The 22981-nt window shown below is 42.7% G+C and carries 22 protein-coding genes and 1 pseudogene; 16 read left to right on the top strand and 7 right to left on the bottom strand.

Annotated elements, in window-relative coordinates; all coding sequences use genetic code 11:
- Positions 1-150 precede the first annotated feature (150 nt).
- The 6 genes and pseudogenes from BkAM31D_RS20320 to BkAM31D_RS24910 all read left to right on the top strand — a co-directional run bounded on the left by BkAM31D_RS20320 (position 151) and on the right by BkAM31D_RS24910 (position 7814).
- A complete protein-coding gene (locus BkAM31D_RS20320; RefSeq protein WP_066157163.1) occupies positions 151-1578 on the top strand; it encodes a YfcC family protein in 1428 nt (475 codons plus the stop codon).
- Positions 1579-1603: 25 nt separating this feature from the next.
- Positions 1604-2779, top strand: coding sequence for an amidohydrolase (locus tag BkAM31D_RS20315; RefSeq protein ID WP_066157160.1), 1176 nt, complete (start codon positions 1604-1606; stop codon positions 2777-2779).
- 172 nt (positions 2780-2951) lie between these two features.
- On the top strand, positions 2952-3830 hold the full coding sequence (locus tag BkAM31D_RS20310; RefSeq protein ID WP_066157157.1) for a dimethylarginine dimethylaminohydrolase family protein: 879 nt from the start codon (positions 2952-2954) through the stop codon (positions 3828-3830).
- A gap of 20 nt (positions 3831-3850) precedes the next feature.
- Complete coding sequence (locus BkAM31D_RS20305) at positions 3851-4612, top strand: dimethylarginine dimethylaminohydrolase family protein (RefSeq protein WP_157076868.1); 762 nt, start codon at positions 3851-3853, stop codon at positions 4610-4612.
- Positions 4613-4701: 89 nt separating this feature from the next.
- Positions 4702-6315, top strand: a complete 1614-nt coding sequence (locus BkAM31D_RS20300) for a M20/M25/M40 family metallo-hydrolase (RefSeq protein WP_066157148.1) — start codon at positions 4702-4704, stop codon at positions 6313-6315.
- A 36-nt stretch (positions 6316-6351) separates the two neighbouring features.
- Positions 6352-7814 (top strand): annotated as a pseudogene (locus tag BkAM31D_RS24910) (alanine/glycine:cation symporter family protein).
- A gap of 50 nt (positions 7815-7864) precedes the next feature.
- Here BkAM31D_RS24910 and gloA2 read toward each other — a convergent pair.
- Together gloA2 and BkAM31D_RS20285 are read right to left on the bottom strand one after the other, a co-directional pair.
- Positions 7865-8251: an SMU1112c/YaeR family gloxylase I-like metalloprotein gene (gloA2, locus tag BkAM31D_RS20290; protein ID WP_066157145.1), complete on the bottom strand. Its 387-nt coding sequence runs from the start codon at positions 8249-8251 to the stop codon at positions 7865-7867.
- 223 nt (positions 8252-8474) lie between these two features.
- A complete protein-coding gene (locus BkAM31D_RS20285) occupies positions 8475-8804 on the bottom strand; it encodes a hypothetical protein (RefSeq protein ID WP_066157143.1) in 330 nt (109 codons plus the stop codon).
- A 124-nt stretch (positions 8805-8928) separates the two neighbouring features.
- Here BkAM31D_RS20285 and BkAM31D_RS20280 point away from each other — a divergent pair, with 124 nt between their 5' ends.
- A complete protein-coding gene (locus BkAM31D_RS20280; RefSeq protein ID WP_066157140.1) occupies positions 8929-9180 on the top strand; it encodes a hypothetical protein in 252 nt (83 codons plus the stop codon).
- Positions 9181-9463: 283 nt separating this feature from the next.
- Here the strand turns inward: BkAM31D_RS20280 and BkAM31D_RS20275 are convergent, their stop codons facing one another.
- Complete coding sequence (locus BkAM31D_RS20275) at positions 9464-10501, bottom strand: hypothetical protein (RefSeq protein WP_066157136.1); 1038 nt, start codon at positions 10499-10501, stop codon at positions 9464-9466.
- Between the two features lie 165 nt (positions 10502-10666).
- On the opposite strand from BkAM31D_RS20275, the gene BkAM31D_RS20270 reads away from it, so the two are divergent.
- The 3 genes from BkAM31D_RS20270 to BkAM31D_RS20260 all read left to right on the top strand — a co-directional run bounded on the left by BkAM31D_RS20270 (position 10667) and on the right by BkAM31D_RS20260 (position 14366).
- Positions 10667-11803, top strand: a complete 1137-nt coding sequence (locus BkAM31D_RS20270; protein ID WP_066157133.1) for a sugar diacid recognition domain-containing protein — start codon at positions 10667-10669, stop codon at positions 11801-11803.
- 127 nt (positions 11804-11930) lie between these two features.
- The gene (locus tag BkAM31D_RS20265; protein ID WP_066157130.1) at positions 11931-13199 is read left to right on the top strand and encodes a GntP family permease; all 1269 of its coding nucleotides are present in this window, start codon (positions 11931-11933) and stop codon (positions 13197-13199) included.
- 18 nt (positions 13200-13217) lie between these two features.
- Positions 13218-14366: a glycerate kinase gene (locus BkAM31D_RS20260; protein ID WP_066157127.1), complete on the top strand. Its 1149-nt coding sequence runs from the start codon at positions 13218-13220 to the stop codon at positions 14364-14366.
- A gap of 96 nt (positions 14367-14462) precedes the next feature.
- On the opposite strand, the gene BkAM31D_RS24015 is transcribed toward BkAM31D_RS20260, so the two are convergent.
- From BkAM31D_RS24015 to BkAM31D_RS20250, 3 genes are all read right to left on the bottom strand, one after another.
- Positions 14463-14612, bottom strand: a complete 150-nt coding sequence (locus BkAM31D_RS24015; protein ID WP_169801134.1) for a hypothetical protein — start codon at positions 14610-14612, stop codon at positions 14463-14465.
- Positions 14613-14893: 281 nt separating this feature from the next.
- Positions 14894-15238, bottom strand: coding sequence for a YhfM domain-containing protein (locus BkAM31D_RS20255; protein ID WP_066157123.1), 345 nt, complete (start codon positions 15236-15238; stop codon positions 14894-14896).
- A 94-nt stretch (positions 15239-15332) separates the two neighbouring features.
- Positions 15333-15536: a hypothetical protein gene (locus BkAM31D_RS20250; protein WP_066157120.1), complete on the bottom strand. Its 204-nt coding sequence runs from the start codon at positions 15534-15536 to the stop codon at positions 15333-15335.
- 120 nt (positions 15537-15656) lie between these two features.
- Here BkAM31D_RS20250 and BkAM31D_RS20245 point away from each other — a divergent pair, with 120 nt between their 5' ends.
- From BkAM31D_RS20245 to BkAM31D_RS20225, 5 genes are all read left to right on the top strand, one after another.
- Positions 15657-16601: an arsenic resistance protein gene (locus tag BkAM31D_RS20245; RefSeq protein ID WP_066157119.1), complete on the top strand. Its 945-nt coding sequence runs from the start codon at positions 15657-15659 to the stop codon at positions 16599-16601.
- A 533-nt stretch (positions 16602-17134) separates the two neighbouring features.
- Positions 17135-18574 carry a MocR-like pyridoxine biosynthesis transcription factor PdxR gene (gene pdxR / locus BkAM31D_RS20240; RefSeq protein WP_066157116.1) on the top strand — a complete coding sequence of 480 codons (1440 nt, stop codon included), beginning with the start codon at positions 17135-17137 and terminating at the stop codon, positions 18572-18574.
- 97 nt (positions 18575-18671) lie between these two features.
- Positions 18672-18860, top strand: a complete 189-nt coding sequence (locus BkAM31D_RS20235) for a BshB3 potential contributor to bacillithiol synthesis (RefSeq protein ID WP_066157113.1) — start codon at positions 18672-18674, stop codon at positions 18858-18860.
- A 122-nt stretch (positions 18861-18982) separates the two neighbouring features.
- Entirely contained in the window at positions 18983-20161 is a 1179-nt protein-coding gene (locus BkAM31D_RS20230) for a chromate transporter (protein WP_066157109.1), read from the top strand.
- 209 nt (positions 20162-20370) lie between these two features.
- Positions 20371-20853: a DUF2798 domain-containing protein gene (locus tag BkAM31D_RS20225; RefSeq protein WP_066157107.1), complete on the top strand. Its 483-nt coding sequence runs from the start codon at positions 20371-20373 to the stop codon at positions 20851-20853.
- Positions 20854-20903: 50 nt separating this feature from the next.
- On the opposite strand, the gene BkAM31D_RS20220 is transcribed toward BkAM31D_RS20225, so the two are convergent.
- Positions 20904-21992, bottom strand: a complete 1089-nt coding sequence (locus BkAM31D_RS20220; RefSeq protein ID WP_066157104.1) for a hypothetical protein — start codon at positions 21990-21992, stop codon at positions 20904-20906.
- A gap of 152 nt (positions 21993-22144) precedes the next feature.
- Here BkAM31D_RS20220 and BkAM31D_RS20215 point away from each other — a divergent pair, with 152 nt between their 5' ends.
- A complete protein-coding gene (locus tag BkAM31D_RS20215; RefSeq protein WP_066157609.1) occupies positions 22145-22924 on the top strand; it encodes a PhzF family phenazine biosynthesis protein in 780 nt (259 codons plus the stop codon).
- The last annotated feature ends 57 nt before the right edge of the window (positions 22925-22981 follow it).

The following is a 22981-nucleotide window of genomic DNA, read 5'->3' as shown; positions in this document are numbered from 1 at the left end:
CATCAAACTCGACAAGTAGAAAGCTCCCTAGTTTTATGATGCCTTTTTGATAAACCGTTCCTAGAGAGAAAAGCATGGAAAGTGGAGAGGAATGGATTTAGTTTTCTGTTTATTCTGAAAAAGGGTGACTTTAATCATAGGGGGAATATGATGAGTAATTTACCAAAGAACGAAATGAGAGCTGAGCCAAAGCTTGAATCACCAATTAACAAGGGAATTAATCCATTTGCTTTAATGTTTTTTGTTATTGTTGCTGCGACAATCTTAACGTACCTTGTTCCTGCAGGGCAATTTGAGAGGACGGAAGTCGATGGTCGAAGTGTTGTCGATCCTGAGTCGTTTCAGTTTGTTGAGTCGAGTCCAGTCGGTTTAATGGATATGTTCAATAGTTTTCATTTAGGGATGATTGATGGAGCATCAATTATATTATTTGTCTTCTTGTTTGGAGGAGCACTTGGGATTATGCAAGCCACTGGAGCGCTCGATTCATTTATTAAATTTGTTGCCTACCGTTTTGGCAATCGCGAGAAGATTTTGATTCCGATTATGGTGCTTGTGTTTGCTTCTTTAGGAGCATTAATTGGATCGGCTGAAGATACACTCGTCTATATTGCGATCATTGTACCAATGACGATTGCTTTGCGTTTTGATGCGATTACTGGTTTTGCAATTGTCATGTTAGGAACGCTTGCGACTGGATTTGTTGCAGGAATTACGAACCCATTTAATGTCGGGGTCGCGCAAACGATCGCAGAACTGCCTGTGTATTCAGGAATGGGTTTACGGATTGCGATGTTCGCCGTCTTCTTCATTGTGACTGTACTATATATATATTTTCATGCTGTAAAAGTAAGGAAAAATCCCGAATTAGGCTTGTATGGAAAATTTGAGCGTCAAACGGAGCTTGTCGTTGATAAAGATTTTAAAATAAGTGGAAGACATCGCCTGCAGTTGCTTATCTTACTCGTGAACTTTCTCGTCTTAGTTTATGGTGTAATTCAGTTAGGTTGGTACATTAGCGAGATTGCTGGTTTGTTCTTATTTGCGAGTATCATTATGGCATTAATTGGACGCTTATCTCCTAATAAAATCGCAGATAGTTTCATTTCTGGAACGAGAGAAATGGTTGCAGGCGCGTTAATTATTGGCTTCGCCCAAACGATTCTAGTCGTGATTTCAAATGGGGGATTGCTTGACACAATTTTATATTATTCAGCAGCCATAGTTGGTCAACTTCCTCCGACGTTTAATGCGGTTGGAATGTTCATTGTTCAATTATTTCTAAACTTCATCGTTCCTTCTGGGAGTGGGCAGGCTGCTTTGACAATGCCACTTATGACGCCACTTGCGGATTTAGTAGGAGTGACTAGGCAGACTGCGGTTCTGGCTTTCCAGTTAGGTGATGGGTTGTCAAATATGGTGATTCCGACATCAGGTGTTTTACTAGCGGGCTTAGCGATTGTTGGCATTCCTTTCACAAAGTGGTTTAAGTGGGTCATGCCGTACTTTTTGATTCAAGTTGCGGTTGCGATTATCTTTTTAATTATTGCTCAAAGCATTTCGTATGGACCTTTCTAATGATTAAAGGTAGGAGGCGTATGTATTGAATACGACATTAGTAGAAATCGAGAAGGAAGTCTTATCATGGAGAAGACATTTGCATCAACACCCAGAGCTGTCTTATCAGGAGAAGGAGACGTCGGATTTTATTTACCAACAATTGATTCAGATGTCAGGGCTAGAAGTGAGTAGACCAACTGAAACGAGTGTGGTTGCTGTTTTAAAAGGAATGAGGAAGACAGGCTCAAACTTAACGATTGCGTTTCGGGCTGATATGGATGCTTTGCCAATTGAAGAAGAAGCCGAGATTGAATACCGATCTAAAAACAAAGGAGTTATGCATGCATGTGGGCATGATGCTCATACTGCGATGTTATTAGGGGCTGCGAAAGTGCTTGCTGCAAAAAAGGAGGATCTTAGTGGAGAAATTCGCTTTGTCTTCCAACATGCTGAAGAGGCTTTCCCTGGTGGAGCAAGTGAACTAGTGGAAAAAGGGATCATTGATGGCGTTGACTATGCCTTTGCGTTACATGTCAGTCCTTATTATGAAAAGGGGACTATCTGCATTCGTGAAGGGGCATTTTGTGCAGCGGCGGATGATTTTGAGATTAAGATAATCGGGAGTGGAGGACATGCGTCTACACCAGAATTAACGATAGATCCGTTGATGATAGGGGCTGAAATTACGACGAATTTGCAACAAATCGTCGCGCGAAAAATCTCTGTCTTAAAAGCTCCGGTAGTTTCTGTTACAAAGTTTCAATGTGGTTCTGCTTTGAATGTGATTGCCGATACAGCAGAGCTTGGAGGAACGATCCGATCGTTAAATGAAGAATCGCGTGTAAAGGCAAGAGAGTTGCTCGAGCAAATTGTTGCAGGGATAACGGCTGCACACGGGGCGAGCTATGAAATCAGTTGGGAATATGGCTATCCGGCGATCGTTAACGATCATCAAGCTGTTGCGTTTTCCCGTGAGGTTGGAGAAGCCCATTTTGGGAAAGAACATGTCGTGGAGATTGAGGAGCCGATGTTTGGGACAGAGGACTTTTCTGCTTTTTCTGTGCGTGTCCCTTCTTCGATGCAATTTATCGGTGTTCACAACCCGCAATGGGGCGATGCCTATCCTTTGCACCACCCTAAGTTTCGTGTTGATGAAGATAGTTTAATCTATGGGGTGAAATATTTTGTAGGCCTTGCCGAACAATTGGCTAGCAAGTAAAGACGAGCAAGAAGAGCAAGCTGTGATGGCTTGCTTTTTTCATTCGATTTTATTTTTATTTAAAATTTCAGAATATTATTGACAAGGGAGTGAAGGGTTTTATATAGTGAGGTTAAGTTTTCCGATTAATGGAATAGGTTTCCGTTGAACGGAAATGTTAGGAGGGGAGAAGATGTCATATTGTTCATCAATGTTTCAACCAATGCAGCATGTAATTGTTAAACATCCAAAGCAGGCATTTATCAGTCAAGAGCATTTATCAAAGCAGTGGAAGGTGTTTAATTATGTGGAAGAGCCGAATTTAGAGGAAGCGATATCTGAATATCACAACTTTCTTCACATCCTTGAACAACATGTTCCACACGTTGAATTTTTGCCGCAATCGTCATCCGTCGGACTTGATTCTTTATATGCACATGATCCAGTTAAATTTACACATGCAGGTGCGATTCTTTTAAAATCAGGGAAAAAAGCAAGACAGCCTGAGGTTGAGGTGTATAGGGAGTTTTTAATCGAACGCGGCATTCCTATTATCGGTGAACTTCAAGGGGATGCAGTCGCTGATGGCGGTGATCTGGTTTGGCTTGATGATCGCACTCTTGCTGTCGGTCTTGGGTATCGAACGAACGCGGAGGCGATCCAGCAGTTAAAAGAAATGACTGCTCCTTATGTCGACGAGTTTATCGTTGTTCAATTGCCACATGACAGAGGCGTTGAAGAGTGCTTGCATCTAATGTCGTTAATCAGCATCGTTGACCATGACCTAGCCGTTGTCTATTCTCCACTCATGCCAGTGTTTTTCAGAAATCTTTTAATCGAACGGGGTTTCCGGCTACTTGAAGTAACAAAAGAAGAGTATGAGCGCTTAGGCAGTAATGTACTTGCACTAGCTCCGCGTATTTGTCTTGTTGTGGCAGGCAATCCGCTTATAAAACAGCAGCTTGTTGATGCTGGTGCAACGGTCTTTGAGTATAAAGGTGAAGAGATTAGTTATAAAGGAACAGGTGGCCCGACTTGTTTAACATGTCCTGTTGTTCGAATAAATAATTAAAGTTAATAGGGGGAATGAACATGTTTAAAAATGTGATTGTGAAGAAGCCAGGAAAGAGCTATGTCAATGGTTTAACGACTTCTAATCTAGGAAAGGCAGATTATGATCTTTTGCTCAAGCAGCATGCGGCTTACATCGAGGCACTGAAAACTTGTGGCGTTAGTGTAACAGAACTTGAAGCGAGTGAGGAATTTCCAGACTCTTGTTTTGTTGAGGATGCAGCAGTGCTGACTCCTGAATTTGCGGTTATTACCAATCCAGGTGCTGATTCAAGGAATGGAGAAATTGTTGAGATTGAACAAACGCTTAAATCATTTTACAATACGTTCCATTATATCAACGCTCCAGGCACACTAGATGGTGGAGATGTTCTCCAAGTGGATGATCATTTTTACATTGGAATATCGGAACGAACAAATGAAGCAGGAGCTAAGCAGTTGAAAGACATTCTTGAAGCGAATTCGTATCAGGCGACAATCGTTCCATTAAAAGAGTTTTTCCATTTGAAAACAGGGATCGCATATTTACAGAATAACCTCATTGTCGTAGCTGGTGAGTTTGTTGATCATCCAGATTTTGAGCACTATGACAAAATTGTCGTGTCAGATTCGGATGAGTATTCAGCGAACTGTATTCTTGTGAATGACTACGTAATCATTCCAAAGGGCTATGAAGAAACAAATCGTAAAATTAACGAAGCGGGTTACGAAACGATTGAGCTTGAAATGTCAGAGTTCCAAAAACAAGATGGTGGGTTAAGTTGCTTGTCTTTACGTTTTTAGTAGTAGAATGTGGCACGGTCTGACGAGCAAAGTCGGACCGATTGCTGCTGATATTGAATAATACGGGTGATGTAGAAAGGAGATGTTCTATGGAACAGTTAAAATGGGCGACTCCTGATCAGCTCAGGACTTTGTTGTGTGAGCTTGTGAGTTGGGAAAGTCGGACGTTCACAGAAGGCGAATGTGCTTTTGCCTATAAAGTTGAAGAAAAACTTAGGGAGCTCGAATACTTTAATCAACACCCGCAGTATCTCACGTTACACGATGCTGGCTCAGGTAGAAACGTCGTCACCGCCCTATATAAGCATCAAGAGGCGAAAGAGACCATTGTGTTAATCAGTCATTTTGATACGGTGCAAACGGAGGAATATGGGGACTTAGAGCCGTATGCATGCCAACCGGAAAAGCTGACTGCACGACTGCACAGTCGTAAAAACGAGCTACCTCTGGATGCACGCACCGACCTTGAATCGGGTCAGTATCTATTTGGCAGAGGAACAATGGATATGAAGATGGGCCTTGCCCTTCATATGGCATTATTGGAAAAAGCGACAGTTGAAAATTGGCCAATCAACCTGTTGCTTGCAACAGTTCCCGATGAGGAAGTAAGCTCAGCAGGAATGCGGGTGTGTGTTAAAGAATTGGTCAAAATGAAAGAGACCTTTGACCTTTCATACGTACTGTTTTTAAATAGCGAGCCGTCCTTTTCACAAAAGCCGGGTGACGAAAAGCGATATATTTACACGGGAACGATGGGGAAAATCATGCCTGCAGCATTGTTTTATGGCAAGGAAACCCATGTTGGCGAATCATTATCGGGAATAACTGCAAACTATATAGCCTCCTACATGACTCAGTTAATGGAGTGGAATGAGGCATTTCGTGAAATAGATCTTGGCGAAGCGACACCGCTACCAGTGACATTGCAGCAGAAAGATTTACAATTGCAGTATTCAGCACAAACTCCGTACAGGGCTGCCGCTTTGTATAACGTTTTTCTAATGAAACGCAGTGCTGCTGATATTATGAATGTGTTTGAACAAGTCGCAAACGAAGCGGCAAACCATTGTAACAAAGCTTATTCCGAGCTTTGCAAGCGCGAGCATATGCAAGGAGTCGGTTCGGTAAAAGTCCTGAAGTATGAAGAACTCCTCGTCCATGCTGAGAAAAAGTATGGAGAAGCCTTTATTGCGAACTTGAAAAATGAAGTTGAGGCCAATATTCAATGGGATGAACGTGAAAAATCGATACGGTTAGCAGATAAATTAATGACTCAATGCCAGGAATTAGCTCCTGCTATCATCCTGTTGTTTGCACCACCTTACTATCCTGCAGTCAATTCCTCCACCGATCCTCACATCAAGAAGTCTGTCACATTGCTGCAAAAAGTAGCTGATACACATCAGATTGAAATGAACCAAATTCATTATTTTAACGGAATCTGTGATTTAAGCTATGTGAACTACCAAGGCACAACACAAGATTGGGAAGTGTTTGAACGAAACACTCCGGTTTGGGGCAGTTGCTATAGCATTCCATTTGAAGCAATGCAAGAGCTACAAGCACCGGTACTCAATGTCGGTCCATTTGGAAAAGATGCCCACAAGAAAACCGAGCGTCTTCATATAGAGAGTGCTTTTATTCAAACACCGGTCATGCTTGAGAGCTTGGTAAAAAGCCTGTTTCAGGTTGTGTCAGCTTAAGCTTTGTGAAGAACGAGGGAGGGGATTAGGTTGGAAATGATTGAGCTTATCGTATGGGAATTTTTGTGGGGAATGCCGCTAATATTTACGATTTTAGCCGTCGGTATTTATTATTCGATTCGAACGAAATTCTTTCAAGTGATCAAGCTCCCTTATATTTTAAAAGACAGTTTCGATCGGCTGTTTCGCGCGAAAAATAAAGACAACCAAGATGGTGTCCTTTCACCACTTGAAAGTGTTAGTCTTTCGATTGGAGCGACGGTTGGAGTTGGGAATATTGGGGGTGTCGCAACAGCGATCGCTTTTGGTGGACCGGGAGCAGTGTTTTGGATGTGGGTCGCGGGGTTATTTGGAAAAATTATCAAGATGGCTGAAGTTACACTAGCGGTTCATTATCGTTCTACAGACAAAAATGGTGAAACATATGGTGGTCCCACCTATTACATTAAAAAGGGCCTCCATGAAGAACGAAAAAGCAAAAAACTATACAAAGTGTTGAACTTTATTTTTATTTTAGGTTTTGGGACAGTTTTTTTCTTAACGATTCAAAATTACACGGTATCAGAAGCCGTTTCTTCAACCTTTCAAATTAACCAAGTGCTTGTCAGTTTCGTATACTTAATTTGCTTTACATTTTCATTAGCGGAGGGCTAGCTGGGTTAGGAAAAATAGCGAAAAAAATCGTGCCTTTTATGATTCTTTTTTATTTGCTTGGTGGCCTTTACATTCTGCTTGTAAACTTCCCGCTCCTTCCTGCTGCGTTTGCGCTGATTTTTGACAGTGCCTTTAACGGAACGAGTGCAGTCGGCGGCTTCGCCGGGGCAGCGGTCGCTCAGGCCATTAAAGTCGGAATGTCACGTGCTGTGTTTAGCAACGAAGCAGGTTGGGGTTCTTCACCGATGATTCATGCGTCAGCGAAAACCGATCATCCGGTTCGTCAGGGACTTCTAGGCGTATTTGAAGTATTCGTAGATACGTTCATCATTTGTTCGATCACGTCATTGGTTATTATTGTGACCGGTGCTTGGTCCTCGGGGCTAGATGGTGCATCGCTTACATTAAGTGCATTTGAAACAGAACTCGGCATGATTGGAAGGGTGATCCTAGTCGTCGGTATTCTCTTATTTGGGCTCACGACCTCTTCAGGGATTTATGCGCAAATTGAAGTCATTCTCCGGTATTTGTTGGGAGAGGGAAAGTACAAGGAGAGGGTTCTTACTTTTTACAAATGGACCTATCCAATTCCGGGATTTCTCCTTGTATTAATAGCTGTTTCGTTAGGAATGCCAGGTACGGCTGTGTGGTTATTAGCCGATATGACAACAGCACTGCCGATTTTTGCTAACATCTTAGCGCTGTTGATCTTAGCTCCGAAGTTTATCTCACTGTTGAAGGATTTCAATGCGCGTCACTTAGGAATCGGCACGGTCGATCCGAATTTTAAAGTTTTTTATGACGATAAAAAGGATGAGCCTTCGAAGGTCGAGAAGGTGAAGTAAGAAAGAAAAAAGATCGAATGATCACCTTGCTCGGTGATCACTCGATCTTTTTACTTTTCGTAAAATTCAATCGGTAACTCATCCGGATCGGGGAAGAAGGTGAACTTTTTGCCGGTGATCTCGTCGACGCGAATCGGTTCTGCGGCAACGCCTTTTGCTTCAAGTTCTCTCACAGCTTCTTCGATGTCCGTTACTTCAAAAGCGATGTGTCTAAGACCTCGTGCTTCCGGATAGCTTGGTCGTTCCGGGCTGTTTGGGAAGGAGAACAGCTCGATTTGGTAGTCATCGTTAATGGCGAGATCGAGTTTGTATGAATCTCTTTCTTTACGATACGTCTCTTTAATGACAGTCAGCCCGAGTGAATCGGTGTAAAAGTGTTTTGACTTTTCGTAGTCTGAGCATATGATGGCGATGTGGTGGATTTTGTTTAGTTTCATAGAGTGCACCTTTTTTGATTTAGTGTAACATAGAAAAACGATTGCTTCTGTTTGGAAGAAGCAATCGTTTCGTTGTGATTATTTATTTTTCATAACATCTGCCACGCGATGACAAATTCAAAGGCTTGGTAAGCAAATACACTTAAAGCGGACAATGAAAGCATCCCAATCATGAGAAATCGAATCAACATGTTCGAACCTCCTCCTATCTTATGAAGTGATTTCATAATGTAAGAGATGGTTTGATGAGATAACTTGACCGGTAAAAGACAGGATTCAACAAAGCTGTAACTCGCTCGTAATACCACGGTGGGATCGATCGGCAGCAAGCATAAGCTAAAACGGTGGCTGTTAGAACAAGGAGCGTGGTGAAGAAGAAGCTCTTTGAAGATCCGTAATCGAACCCATTAAAATCGAGCCACTCACCGGCTGCAAGCTGAGGTGTGATCGTCGCTTGATGCTCAAACGAATGAGTGCTAAATGGAGAGTAATGATGAGACACGATGATCGAAAAGAAGACGAGAAACGAAACAAGCTTCACCGCTGTTTTCATCTAGTACCCTCCTAAAATCGTGTTAGAATAATAATATTCTATTTTAATCGGTTTGAATACAGATTTGTTTTGTAAGAATGTGGGTAGGATCTTGAAGTCGTTTTGCAAGGAAGGGAGAGGGACGATGAAGAAATTCGATGAGTGTAGGCAAGAAGAGGTCGATGTAAGCGAAGGCCAAGCGATGCACCGTGCCGCCATTGATATGAAAGTGATCGCGCTTACGGAATTGCTTGTGAAAAAAGGAATCATCACTGAAGAAGAAGTGAATCAATCGTACAAGGAAATGATTGATACGATCGAAGCTTTCGGACAAGCTGAAAACGAGCATAAAGAGAGGTATGTGCGTTTTTTGAAGAACTTCTTTGATGTGGATTAACGGTTGAAGCAGAGTCATTCTTTCGGGTCGCTTAGCTTCTGATTAAAAAAACCTCAAACCCCCGGAAACCTCAAAACCTAAAAGATGTATTTTAAATACATATTTCTCTGTCACAAAACCTCACGCACTTCGATACAAGTCGTTTTCTTGTTGATAAGATGGTTGTAACAAGAAGCGGGAGGGTGTTTTAATGATGAGAACAAAGAAATTGAGAAACCCAGGGATTATGATGTTGTTGGCGCTGACTGTTCAAATGTTTTTTCAACGGAGTAAGAGTGTCTGATCAAGTCACGACTCGGTTTAACGCGACTTGAATTTCGTATATTTGCTCCTTTAACAAAGGGAGCTGCAATTCGACTTGTTTTTTGATACGAGCATCGAGCGGCAAGTGTTCGATGCTTTGGTGATTGTAATAAAGAGGCTTGTGTATTCGGTCTAGCAATGCAGCTTGGTCTTCGTGATCAAAGGTGAGTAGAAATTGTTGTTGTTCCACGGTTAAGGCATGGAATTGTTTCGCTCTTTTTTGCTTCATTTGTGATTCGTTTAGTTGCTGTTTTTGTTTTTCTAGTAGTGGTAGTTTGAGTTCCATTTGTCTTTTAATGAATGGATGATAGATGGAAGCTTCATCTGTCTGGAAGAGGCACTCTGCATGGCCTTCCTCAATCATAAGCAGCAATTCTCTTCGGTCCTCTTGGCTCCATTTGGAGATGAATTGTTGTTGCTCAATGGTGAGACGCAAGAATAGCGATGCTAGTTTCTTTTCTTCTTCATATTGTTTGTGAAGGCGTTCGACAGTGGCAATCTGGTTATCGGTTAAAGGCAGCCCGACTTCGTGTTGATCGATGAAGTCTTGTGGGATTGCTAGGTGCAGGAATGATTGCAAAGGGTAGTAGAGTTTCTTTTTGTATTTTACGAGAATCTCATCGCGTTCGAGGTCGATGAGATACATCCCTTTTTTTATGTCTTTAATGATAGCAGGAGGGAGCTGAAGATAGTTTTCAAAACAGTTTTCTCCGAGGGAGCGAATCGCGCATTCCTTTTTGTTTTGAATGATATATTGAAAGCGGAGTGCTTGTCCGCAGTCGCATTTGTAAGGGCGCTTTTGATAGCCGCCGTCCTTAATATCGACTAACACCCAATCCTCTAGCATTTCTTCGATTTCCTGTTCACTCATTTTCTCATCGATGTCGAGTCCTTTGTACGTAGCGAGTGTTTGCAACCATCGGCTCTTTTTTCTTTGTTTGGTTCGGTATTGTAAAAAATAGATTTGCTCGTCGTTTAGTGTACTCATCACTGATTCTACTTCTTTTTGGGAAAGCATACCGCAGCACCTCCTCTAAAAAGGCATTCTATTATTTCTTAATAGATATGCTTGGTTTAAGAGAAATATGCTAGAATTTTGGACGCCCTACTGTCTGCTTTCTCTCTCTCTTAAATTCCTATAAAATAGAAGGACAATCATCGGAGTAAGAGAGGAACGAAAAGCATGTACATTACAGAACAAATCGCGCAGGAGATTGTCGACCGTACGATGGCAATTCTTCCTTATAACATTAATGTCATGGACCAAGAGGGGCGGATCATTGGTTCAGGCGATCGTGGCCGGATTGCAACGAAGCATGAGGTCGCGGTACGAGTTTTGCAGACAGGTGAACCAATTGAAATTGACCGTGATCATACGTTGAACTGGGACGGGGTCAAAGAAGGAATAAATTTGCCAATCGTCTTTCAAGGGGAAGTTGTGGGCGTCGTCGGAATTACTGGTGATCTTAAGGAAACGCGGGGGTATGGTCAGCTTGTAAAGATGACGACGGAAATGATTTTGGAGCAGGCATTTTTGCAAAAGCAGTTACAGCTCGATGAACGAATTAAAGAAGAGCTCGTACATCAGCTCATTAATGGCTTGCCACTAAATGATGGACTCGTGTATGAGCGCGCTCGTTCGCTGCAGATTAATCTAACGGTGCCGCGGGTCGTTATGGTGTTAAAAAGCCGTTTGCCGAAAGTCGACCGCAACCAAAAGCTCGAACAGAAGCTGCTTGAGATGAAAGAGCAGGATGACTTGATGGTTACGACCTATACAGGCGAGATCGTCCTTTTAAAAAGAGTGCATGTAAAAGACGGGCATTGGGACCAAGAGCGTACGTTAAGTGCTGTTCGGATTTGGCTCAATCAGCTACACAAAATTGATTCGTCTGTCAAAGTCGCAATCGGGCGCTTTTATCCCAATTTTGATCAACTTCATCTATCATATAAAGAAGCGAAGGATACACTTGTTGTCGGTGAGAAGCTTAAAGTCGAGCAGCTATTGTTGTCGTATGATGAGTTTTCAGTCTATGTTTTTATTCATGAACTTGCCCATTCACGAGACAATCCTTTTATCGAGATTATGAATAAGTTAAAGAAGGAAGATGAACTTGGTGATCTAAAGCGGACGCTTGAAGCGTACATTAAGGAGGATGGCAAAGCGAGCAATACGGCTAATGCGTTATTTATCCACCGTAATTCGCTCCAGTATCGTTTAGAAAAAATAAAAGAAATTACCGGAAAGGACCCGCGGAGATACAATGATTTATTTGAGCTGTATCTCTCGTTAATCATTGATCAGTTTACAAATGAATGAAACTAATTGGTCAGTTGCACAATGAAACCGCTATTTGGTAGCGGTTTTCTTTGTTCGTTTGAACAATGATCTTATCGTATAAAGCGCTTACAATGTAAGTGTCAGTTACATCTAGGGAGGTATTCAGATGGATATTCAAGTAAGCGCTTTAGGTGCTATTGTTGGTTTAGTATTAGCGATTGTTCTTATATTTAGAAAAGTTCCGCCAGTCTACGCTCTTGTTGGAGGAGCAATGGTTGGTGGGTTAGTCGGTGGGGCGTCTGTCGTCGAAACCGTAGATTTAATGATGGGTGGCGCGCAAGGAATTATTCCAGCGGTGCTACGGATTTTAGCAGCGGGTGTACTCGCTGGTGTGTTAATTGAGTCAGGAGCGGCTGCATCGATTGCCGAAAGCATTGTGAAAAAAATCGGTGAGAAAAAAGCATTGTTCGCGCTCGCGATTGCGACGATGATTTTAACCGCAGTTGGGGTATTCGTCGATGTTGCCGTTATTACAGTTGCACCAATTGCGCTTGCGATTGCAAGTCGTGCAAACTTATCGAAAACGGCGATTTTGTTAGCGATGATCGGGGGCGGTAAAGCAGGTAACATTATGTCACCAAACCCGAACTCGATTGCCGTTGCTGAGGCGTTTGAAGTGCCATTAACGTCTGTCATGGCAGCGGGGATTATCCCAGGAATCGCTGGACTTTTTGTGACGTATGTAATTGCAAAAAGACTTGTTAACAAAGGTTCGATGGTGAAGTTAGAAGAGTTGACGCAAAACAACGAGCAAAAGCTACCGGCATTTGGGCTAGCGATCATTGCTCCACTTGTAACGATTGTGCTTCTTGCGCTGCGTCCGTTGTTTGATATTGTGATCGATCCGATGCTTGCGCTTCCTGCCGGAGGATTAATTGGAGCGTTAGTGATGGGGAAATTCTCACAAGTAAACAAGTTTATCATTTCTGGTTTAAACAAAATGTCAGGTGTCGCGGTATTGTTACTTGGTACGGGTACTCTTGCTGGGATCATCTCCAATTCAGGACTTCGTAACGTTTTAATTGATGGAATCGATGTGCTCGGCTTGCCGTCATACGTGCTTGCACCAGTTTCAGGGATTTTCATGTCAGCAGCGACAGCTTCGACAACAGCTGGGGCAGCTGTAGCAAGTAGTGTATTCAGTACGACGTTGATCGAGTTAGGAGTAGCGGGTCTCGCGGGAGCAGCAATGATCCATGCGGGGTCAACCGTATTAGACCACTTGCCACACGGAAGCTTCTTCCACGCGACAGCAGGAAGTGTGTTAATGAATTTCCAAGAACGCTTGAAGTTGATTCCATATGAGTCGCTTGTTGGGTTAACGATTGCGATTGTTTCGACATTGATCTTTGGCGTATTCAAGTTATTTTTATAAATGGGGAGGACATGAGGCATGAAAATTGTGATTGCACCAGATTCATTTAAAGAGAGTTTAACTGCATTAGCAGCAGCGAACGCGATTGAAGAAGGGTTAAAAGAAGTGCTCCCCGAGGCGGAGTATGTCAAAGTGCCAATGGCAGATGGCGGAGAAGGAACAGTTCAGTCGTTAGTGGATGCAACAGAAGGAACGATTCAATATGCAGAAGTGACCGGTCCATTAGGAGAGAAAGTCAATGCGTTTTACGGGTTACTTGGTGACGGGAAAACAGCAGTGATTGAAATGGCTGCGGCATCTGGCCTTGAGCTTGTGCCGCAATCAAAGAGAAATCCGATGGTGGCAACGACGTACGGCACAGGCGAGTTAATAAAGGTCGCTCTAGACCAAGGCGTCGAGCGAATCATCATTGGCATCGGCGGAAGTGCAACGAATGATGGCGGTGCCGGTATGGTTCAAGCGTTAGGTGGAAAGTTGTTAGATGGCGCTGGAAACCAGATTGCATTTGGTGGCGCTGGGCTTCGTGAACTTGCCCGCATCGATTTGTCGGAGCTTGATCCCCGTCTAAATGGCGTCGCCATTGATGTCGCTTGCGACGTCAACAATCCATTAACTGGTCCTAAAGGTGCATCAGCCATTTACGGACCACAAAAAGGAGCCACTCCTGAGCAAGTCGAGCTGCTTGATGGCTATTTGACTCAGTATGCGGACATCATCAAGCGCGATGTCGGCAAAGACATTCGCGATGTCCCAGGAGCCGGGGCTGCCGGTGGGTTAGGTGCAGGACTTCTTGCCTTTTTGCCAGCGCAATTAAAGCGCGGCGGCGACTTAGTGATCGAAGCGGTCGGTCTCGAACAAACAGTTCGCGACGCTGACCTTGTCCTTACAGGAGAAGGTGGCATTAACCACCAAACGATCCATGGCAAAACACCAATCTGTGTTGCGTCCGTCGCAAAAAAACATGACGTTCCTGTGATCGCCTTAGCCGGTAGCCTCACTCATGATTACACAAATGTGTATGACCACGGCATCGACGCAGTCTTCAGCATCGTTCCTGGAGCTGTAAGCCTAGAGGAAGCCCTAGCTTCAGCTTATGAAAATATGAAAGGTTCAGCACGTAACGTTGGAGCCGTTCTTGCTTTAGGAGCTGGGCGAAAATTGGTATAAAAAGCTGGAAGATTGAAAGACCACTGTATTCATCAGTGGTCTTTTTTTTGGGGTGAACTCCCGCATTGATGATTTTATTATGAGACGCCTCTTTTTCTACTCGTCCTTTTTATTTTGATTCTTAATCTCATCCAAAAGACTAATAATATGATAGTTTTGATTAATCAGCTTTTCGTTTTGCTGGCGTAACTTCGCAAAGTCCCAGACAAATACTAGTAAAATGATTAGTAAAATAATAAATAGCATGTTTGATTTCCACCTCTTGTTCAGTTCTCTTATCTGTCCCTACGATAACATAGGGAGGAAGAGTTATGGGAATGAATTACCATTTTGGAAGGGGAGCATAGTGTTGATTAAAGGAGGAAATGAGAGAGTGTGTCCGTGATCGAGATCTTAAGGACAAGTGGGATGAGAAAGTCGACGGAAGTGTCCGAGAGGAAGGTTCTAAAGGACAAGTGGGATGAGAAAATCGGAGGAAGTGTCCCTGACGATGGTCTAATAGTTCAGCTACACCAGGGGCGATTCTCTCAATCAACCAAAAGCAGCTCACGTAACTGCTTTGTATCAGCCACTGTCGTCGTGTACGTTTCACCTTCGCCTACCGCATACATTAAAATGCTTTCCTCGTTTTCATCGCCAACCCAAAGGTGGATCGGGTGCAGAGGGAAATCGTCTCCGTATGAAACGATCAAATCAAAGTCAGGGTCGCGAGTAGTGTCAACTTTTTTCATGATCGCTTGACGAATTGCTTGTTCGGTTATGGTGATCGCTGCTCGGTCGTCAATAGTCATAATGACATACTCGCTAATGTCGCCAACTCCGTTTGATGCGGCGACTTCAATGTTTTCAATTTTTTCATCCAATAATACCATCGTTTCTCCTTCCAAAAGGCATCCGACTAGGGGGGTGCTCATGAATAGGAACAGAGCTAGTTTTTGTAAATTCATCACGATTCCTCGCTTCAATTTAAGAGCAGCATGCGACGACGCGCATCATTTCTTTTTCTTTCACCCATATTTCACCGTTTCGAACTTGATAAGAAATGTTGGCGTCATCTAGTCGTTCAAGTTGGTTCTCGCTTAGGTCGGTCCAATACACATAATGCTGTTCTGTTTGACAACTTGATAAGAGGAGGAGGGAAAGACTAATGAGCATTAATGGTGTCTTCATTCGTACGCCCCTTGAATATTTTTCCATTACCATAACATAATCCTTTCTTCATTCGGACAAAAAAGATCGACTGCTATGATAAAATACGTATAAAAAGGTTCGTAAGGTGTGTAGAGATAAATGAATCTAGTTGAAAAATGGTATACCGTCATTATTTTGTTGGCGGTGGTTATAGGTATTGGGATCGGGCAAGTTGAATGGATTCCGGCAAATGCTGAAAGCTTGATTGTTCCATTGTTGATTGCGATGCTCTATTTGACTTTTTTGCAAATCCCCGTCGAGGATGTTCGAAAGGCTTTTAAAAATGTTCGATTTACTTTCACGACCGTTGTCATTAATTTTGTTTGGGCGCCGCTGTTGGCGTGGCTTTTGGCAATGCTTTTCTTAGGGGATCATCCTGCTTTGTATATTGGTTTTATAATGCTGATGGTGACACCTTGTACGGATTGGTATTTGATATTTACTGGAATGGCAAAAGGGAATATTGCCTTATCAACGGCGATTTTGCCGTTGAATTTGCTGTTGCAAGTGCTGTTGTTACCGGTTTATTTACTCGTATTCGGTGGGGCGACAGGGGTGATCGAGTTATCGTTTTTAGTAGAAAGTGTGTTGCTCGTCTTAGGGTTACCGTTTCTGCTAGCCTTTTTGACCAAAGCGCTGCTAAAAGGCAAGCAGCCGCTTAGAGAAAAATGGCTTGCCAAGATCAGTGTGTGGCCGATTTTCTTACTAAGCTTTGCGATTATGGCCATGTTTGCGTCACAAGGTCAATTGTTACTGGAGCATTTGGATTACATGTGGCTTATTACGATTCCTATTTTGCTCTTTTTCGTGATCAATTTTTTGGTCAGTCAGAAAGTTGGTCGGCTCCTAGCGTTCAGTCAGTCAGATAGGGTGAGCTTGAGCTTAACGACTTTGGCGCGAAATTCACCGATCGCCTTAGCGATTGCGATGACTGCTTTCCCAGACGAGCCATTACTTGCTCTAACGTTAGTAGTAGGTCCTCTGTTGGAATTACCGATTTTGGCGGTTGTGACTCAGCTACTCTTGTTTTTCAGACAAAATTAGTCGGTTCGGTTCAAGATTCGGCGACTTTGCTTGATGTATCGGCGAACTCAGAGGATATATCGTCGACCTTCGTTATATATCGGCGAGCCAAGAGCATAAATCAGCGACCGTCGTGTTATCGGCGAACTCAGAGGAGATATCGGCGACCTTCGTTATATATCGGCGAACTCAGAGGAGATATCGTCGACCTTTGTTATATATCGTCGAGCCAAGAGGATAAATCAGCGACCGTCGTGTTATCGGCGAGCCAAGAGCATAAATCAGCGACCTTCGTTTTATCGGCGATCTCAGAGGATATATCGTCGACCTTTGTGATATATCGGCGAGCCAAGAGTATATATCAGCGACCGTCGTTTTATCGTCGACCTCAGAGGGCATATCAGCGACATTCCATATATATCGGCGAACCTAGAGCATAAATCGGCGACTTCGCACTATTTATCGGCGACATCAAAGCCGATTATAGTTACTATTGGAAAAGCAACCGTTCATTCGGTATAGTTGCAGTAACGAGCATGAAAGGGGGATGTGCGATGGAATGGAAGCCAAGTCGCGAAGACAAGAAGCCTTTATATCAACAGATTGCTGAGTACTTTGAAAGGCAGATTTCATCTGGGAATCTTCCTCCTAGTAGCACTTTGCCCTCGGAAAGAGCGTTAGCGACGAAATACTCTGTGAACCGGAGTACTATTGTGGCTGCTTATGATGAGCTGCAGGCGATGGGGCTTGTCAACAGAGTGAAAGGAAGCGGCACGATTGTGAGCAGCAACATTTGGGGGCGGCTGAATAAGCGTATTCCTAATTGGAATCAATACGTTGATGTTGGTTCGTTTTTGCCTAATGTTCCAATTGTGCAAAGGTTGAGAGAGGAAACAAAGGGTCAAAACGTTATTAATTTAATGAGTGGAGAGTTATCGGACGAGTTGTTTCCGAACGAGCAATTTCAAACGATCCTTTCTGAGCGCCCATTTCGAGAGCATCTTGGTTATGATGACCCTCAAGGTAGTTTGAAATTGCGCGAGGCAATTGAAGATCATGTCCGCGATTACCGAAAAATCGATACGACTGCCTCATCCATCTTAATCACATCAGGAGCACAGCAAGCGTTACATCTGATCGTCCAAGGCTTGCTGCAACAAGGTGATGCCGTTGCGATAGAAGATCCATCTTATAGTTATACGTTGCCTCTTTTTCGGTCAGCCGGCTTAAAGGTATTTCATTTGAAAGTAGACAATGATGGAGTGAATCCTTCCGATCTTGTTGCGCTACATAAGAAGCACCGCATTCGGATGGTGTTTTTAAATCCTATTTTTCAAAATCCTACAGGTGCTGTTTTAAGTGAAGAGCGCCGTAAACAAATAGTAGATATTTCTGCTCAGTTCGGGATTCCGATTATCGAAGACGATCCATACAGTTTAACGGCGTTTTCAGGAGGCGGGTTGCCGCCACTTAAATCAAGTGATCAAAATGGCAACGTTTTGTATATTAGTTCCTTATCAAAAACTGTTGCCTCAGGCCTGCGAATTGGTTGGATCATAGGGCCTGCCCCTGTCATTTTGCGCCTTGCAGATATAAAGCAGCAAGTTGACTTTGGTCATAGTGTCTTTCCGCAATGGGTTGCAAAAGAGTTTCTCCGTTCCTCTTATTTCGATGAGCATATTCAGACCCTTCGAAAAAAACTTGAAGAGCGGAAAAAGGAACTCGTCAACAGTTTGCAAGAGTTCCTCTCCGATCAAGTAGAATTTGTTCAACCTCAAGGTGGCATTCATTTATGGTGCAAAATAAAAGGACTTAAGAATGAAAACCTCTTAATGGAAGAGTCGATTAAGAGAGGTGTCGTTTATACTCCGGGACGAATACTAGGCTCACAGTCAGGGTATGTCCGCTTTACTTATGGCAGAGGAAATGAACATCAAATTCGTGAGGGCATTAAGCGATTTAAAGAGGCGCTTGATGCGACCAACTTACGTTAAAAGTGGATGAGGAAAATAAATGAAAATTGGATGGTCACATTGGATGGAACTTCACCTTTAATTAAATATAAAAGAACTTCATGAAAGAGGAGGAACTATGACTATATTAATTATTTTAGTCGCGCTCGTCTGTGTAGCGGCGCTTGTCATTACGTTATTACTGACAAAAGCAGAAGACACAAATTATAACAGCAAGCGAAGCATTAACAATCAACTCATTATGTACCTTGGACTTATTCCGGTTATTGCTATTTTATTAGTGCTCGTATGGGTGTTGTTTTTTTAGCAGGAAGCATTGGGAAACCGATGCTTTTTTCGTTTGTAAAGTTTTGATTAAGATGTGTTTGCCTTGATTGTGTTTTCAAAGAAGCTTTGGTACGATTTTAACAATAAAAGAAGGTGATAATCATGAATAAACTAAAGATTCTGCTTGAAATTTTGATTGTTTCGACAAGACTTGGGTTCACGTCGTTTGGCGGACCAGTTGCCCATTTAGGGTACTTTCACACTGAATATGTCCGAAGAAGAAAGTGGCTTGATGAGAAGAGTTATGCCGACTTAGTGGCTCTTTGTCAGTTCCTACCTGGACCTGCGAGCAGCCAAGTGGGCATAGGTATTGGTGTCATGCGAGCGGGTGTAATCGGAGGGATCGTCTCCTTTTTAGGATTCACGTTGCCATCGGTGATCGCGTTAATTATTTTTGCGTTGTTACTAAATAGCTTTGGCTTTACCGATGCGGGCTGGATTCATGGATTGAAAATTGTGGCCGTCGTCGTCGTCGCCCATGCAATTTTAGGAATGGCGAAAAATTTAACTCCTGATGTAAAGCGGAAAACGATTGCCTTATTTGCGATTGTCGTGACATTGCTGTGGCAAACGGCATTCACACAAGTCGGTGTCATTCTGCTTGCTGGCTTCGTCGGATTTCTTCTATACAAACATCAAACCGTAGAGGATTCGTCAGACGAAGTGAAATTTCCACTTTCGCACCGTTTTGCTGTAGTTTGTCTCACGTTGTTTTTCGGGTTGCTCATTGCTCTGCCAATCATGAGAGAAGCGACTAACCTGAATTGGGTTGCTTTATTTGATAGCTTTTATCGCGCCGGTTCGCTCGTGTTTGGAGGAGGCCATGTTGTCTTACCATTGCTTGAAAGGGAATTCGTACCAGCTGGCTGGCTCACAGAAGAGCAATTCCTTGCAGGGTACGGGGCTGCACAAGCGGTGCCAGGACCGTTATTTACGTTTGCCGCTTATATCGGTGCGGTCATTAACGGCTGGCAAGGTGGACTACTTGCGACCGTTGCGATTTTCTTACCTGCCTTTTTATTAATTTTAGGTACATTGCCTTTTTGGAACTCGCTACGCCGTAACCGCAACGTAAAAGGGGCGTTAATGGGAGTCAACGCTGCGGTTGTCGGTATATTAATCGCTGCGCTTTATCATCCGATTTGGACGAGTTCGATTTTATCAGCGGTGGATTTTGCGTTTGCCGCGATTTTATTTAGCATGCTCGTGTTCTGGAAGCTCCCACCATGGGTGATTGTGTTGACAGGGGCATTGGGTGGATTTTTGCTATCGCTTCTCTAAAGAAAAAACCGATTTTCCTCGTTGGAAGATCGGTTTTTTATACGATGATTGGAGGCAAATAACCTCTTCTGCAACTCTTTCAAGCCCCTTGCTCAACGTTCCTCAATGAAACCGTCATTCTGCTAACCTTCACAAAATCGTCACTTATGAAAAAAATTTTCCATCTATATAATCGAATTTATGCTCTTAAAAAAGGAAGGATGGTTATTTTGCCAACGAACAAAAAGGAAGGGATCATTTTTGGGTTATTCATGTGTTTTGGGATGGTCCTCATTATGTCGGTTTACAACACCGCTTTACAAGGATTTTCAGCGTTTACCGTATGGAGCGTCGTGATCATATTCGCCGTAACGTTTATTGTGGCTTTTATCGCGGAGTCTCTCGTTGAACCAATCGCGCGTAAGCTTGCTTTCTCAGTGCCTTTTGATCGTTCAAAAAGAATGAACATCATTTTGGCCCTTGCTTTTTGTATGGTTCCGATGATGGTTCTTATTATGTCGGGATACGGAGTGCTGTTACAGTCGGTCACGATAGGAATAGAAGGCTCCATTTTCACTGCATATCTGAAAACGATCGGTCTGAACATTATCGTTGCACTCCCGGCACAGCTACTCATTGTTGGACCAATTTCACGTTGGCTCTTAACAAAATACGTGAAGCTGGCAACGCAAAAGCTTGAAGTAAACGTGTAAGCAAAAACAACCAATTTTCCTCGTCAGGAAGATTGGTTGTTCAATCAGGCTTAACGCAAGTGAATAAGTTGCCTGTCTTCATAATCATGGAAATTTTCAATTTGTAAATCGAGGCGATTATCGTCATCCTTTAATTTTGGAGGTACTTCGAAGTAGATATACATTTCTTTTTCTTCTCCTCCGTCGAGTTCGCGGCTGAAATCAAAATCACTCCGATCGTCATTCACATAAACCGTACTCGCAAAGAATTCATAGAAGCCGTCTTCCAGTAAGGTGAAACCAATGGGAACGTCCATAATGAGATCAAGCGGATCGTCCGTCAAGTTCTTTACAGTAAACTCAAAGACATAGTAAATGGTGTTGTCTTGAGAAGTTTTATAAAAAATGGACGGATACTCTCCGTGATAATTTTCTGGCTCAATCACATTTGTAAAATAAGAGTCGTGCATCGTGTACTCGAACATATCAGGCACGGTAATGCGTTGATCGTCAATCGCAATTTCAAAATCTAATTGCACCCAATCGTTATCATACTCATCGTACTCATCAAACACATCAACGACTTCGTACTCCTCACTATACTCATCGACTGTAAAATAACCGATGATGCCGAAGAAAAGCAGTGCGGCTACTACAGCACCGAATAATTTTCCAACCCAGCTGCTCCCTTTTTGATTTTGCTTATAGTCTTTTCGAGTTCGAGTCTGGGCGAAGTGATTGGTCATTCTCACGAGCGTTTCTATTTTGGAGCGATCAATGTTGGTGAAATGAACGGTTTCCTGTTTGCGACTTTTAAAATCAAGTGATAGCTTGGAATGAGAGTCGGTTTCGAAAGTGGATGAAGCGTGCGAAATAAAAGGGTATTCATAGGTTTGTAAATAATCCAGCTCATCCTCGCCATCAGCGATCCGTGAGAAAAAGACAATTCGATAATCACTGAACATTAATAGCCCTTCGTACGTTTTGCTCTCAGGTTCAAAATAATACTTTGCTTCGACAATTGCATTAATCTCTTCTCCTTCTTTTTCTAAAAAGACAAGGCAAATCTCAGCTTCTGGATCAGTCAAAATGAGTTTTCCGTTCGTTAAGTATTTCACTGTATTTTGAATGTTTTCAATTTCCCAAGGTTGGTTGGTCAACGTATCTTCCTCCCGTATTGTTCGTCATGATCATATTAGACCATTTATTATCATACAGCATTTTCCAGTATGCGTGTATGAGGAATTGATACTGATTTTTCGTGAGGGAGATCGTGTATAATTTACTTAAAACAGGAGGAGAGATGACGAGAATGAGAATCCCAATTTACCAGGTTGATGCGTTTACAAATGAACAATTTAAAGGTAATCCGGCAGCAATATGTCCATTACAAGACTGGATTAAAGAGGATGTAATGCAAAAGATTGCAGCGGAGAATAATTTATCTGAAACAGCTTTTTTCGTCAAAAAAGATGATGCATATGAGTTGAGGTGGTTCACGCCAAAAGGAGAAGTTGATTTATGTGGACATGCAACCTTAGCGGCTGCTTATGTCATATGCACTTATATAGAAGAGAATGTAAAAAAGATAACGTTTAAGACAAAGAGTGGACTTTTGGAGGTATCTAAGGATGGCGGTCTCTTTACATTAAGTTTTCCTTCTAGAGAAGGAGCAAAATGCGATACTCCAGAGGAACTGATTAAAGGTTTAGGAAAGGCACCTATAGAGGTCTATAAATCAAGAGACTATTTGGCGGTATTTGATACAGAACAAGATATCCTAGATCTTGAACTAAATATCGATGAACTAAAGAAACTAGATGGGTTTGGTGTAATCGTGACAGCTAAAGGGGAAGACGTCGATTTCGTATCGAGGTTTTTTGCACCAAAGGCAGGAATAGATGAGGACCCGGTTACGGGTTCTGCTCACTGTACGTTAGTCCCGTATTGGAAGAATAAATTGAATAAAAATCAATTTGTCGCATGGCAATTATCAGAAAGAGGCGGAAAACTATATTGTACGGATGTAGGTGAAACGGTCAAAATAGCTGGAGAAGCAGTATCTTATTTAGAAGGGTTTATAAATGTATAGAAAATTTTGTGTGATATATTAAGTAGTTGTATAGGGAAGGCCATAACATATTTGACA

It is taken from the genome of Halalkalibacter krulwichiae, from assembly GCF_002109385.1.
Taxonomy (GTDB): domain Bacteria; phylum Bacillota; class Bacilli; order Bacillales; family Bacillaceae_D; genus Halalkalibacter; species Halalkalibacter krulwichiae.
The sequence above is the reverse complement of the archived record's forward strand: the minus strand, read 5'-3'. Positions and strand labels throughout refer to the sequence as shown.

Coding starts and splice junctions, on each gene's coding strand:
- BkAM31D_RS20320 (WP_066157163.1), top strand. CDS start 151: ATGAGTAATTTACCAAAGAACGAAATGAGAGCTGAGCCAAAGCTTGAA.
- BkAM31D_RS20310 (WP_066157157.1), top strand. CDS start 2,952: ATGTCATATTGTTCATCAATGTTTCAACCAATGCAGCATGTAATTGTT.
- BkAM31D_RS20305 (WP_157076868.1), top strand. CDS start 3,851: ATGTTTAAAAATGTGATTGTGAAGAAGCCAGGAAAGAGCTATGTCAAT.
- BkAM31D_RS20300 (WP_066157148.1), top strand. CDS start 4,702: ATGGAACAGTTAAAATGGGCGACTCCTGATCAGCTCAGGACTTTGTTG.
- gloA2 (WP_066157145.1), bottom strand. CDS start 8,251: ATGAAACTAAACAAAATCCACCACATCGCCATCATATGCTCAGACTAC.
- BkAM31D_RS20285 (WP_066157143.1), bottom strand. CDS start 8,804: ATGAAAACAGCGGTGAAGCTTGTTTCGTTTCTCGTCTTCTTTTCGATC.
- BkAM31D_RS20280 (WP_066157140.1), top strand. CDS start 8,929: ATGAAGAAATTCGATGAGTGTAGGCAAGAAGAGGTCGATGTAAGCGAA.
- BkAM31D_RS20275 (WP_066157136.1), bottom strand. CDS start 10,501: ATGCTTTCCCAAAAAGAAGTAGAATCAGTGATGAGTACACTAAACGAC.
- BkAM31D_RS20270 (WP_066157133.1), top strand. CDS start 10,667: ATGTACATTACAGAACAAATCGCGCAGGAGATTGTCGACCGTACGATG.
- BkAM31D_RS20265 (WP_066157130.1), top strand. CDS start 11,931: ATGGATATTCAAGTAAGCGCTTTAGGTGCTATTGTTGGTTTAGTATTA.
- BkAM31D_RS20260 (WP_066157127.1), top strand. CDS start 13,218: ATGAAAATTGTGATTGCACCAGATTCATTTAAAGAGAGTTTAACTGCA.
- BkAM31D_RS24015 (WP_169801134.1), bottom strand. CDS start 14,612: ATGCTATTTATTATTTTACTAATCATTTTACTAGTATTTGTCTGGGAC.
- BkAM31D_RS20255 (WP_066157123.1), bottom strand. CDS start 15,238: ATGGTATTATTGGATGAAAAAATTGAAAACATTGAAGTCGCCGCATCA.
- BkAM31D_RS20250 (WP_066157120.1), bottom strand. CDS start 15,536: ATGAAGACACCATTAATGCTCATTAGTCTTTCCCTCCTCCTCTTATCA.
- BkAM31D_RS20245 (WP_066157119.1), top strand. CDS start 15,657: ATGAATCTAGTTGAAAAATGGTATACCGTCATTATTTTGTTGGCGGTG.
- pdxR (WP_066157116.1), top strand. CDS start 17,135: ATGGAATGGAAGCCAAGTCGCGAAGACAAGAAGCCTTTATATCAACAG.
- BkAM31D_RS20235 (WP_066157113.1), top strand. CDS start 18,672: ATGACTATATTAATTATTTTAGTCGCGCTCGTCTGTGTAGCGGCGCTT.
- BkAM31D_RS20230 (WP_066157109.1), top strand. CDS start 18,983: ATGAATAAACTAAAGATTCTGCTTGAAATTTTGATTGTTTCGACAAGA.
- BkAM31D_RS20215 (WP_066157609.1), top strand. CDS start 22,145: ATGAGAATCCCAATTTACCAGGTTGATGCGTTTACAAATGAACAATTT.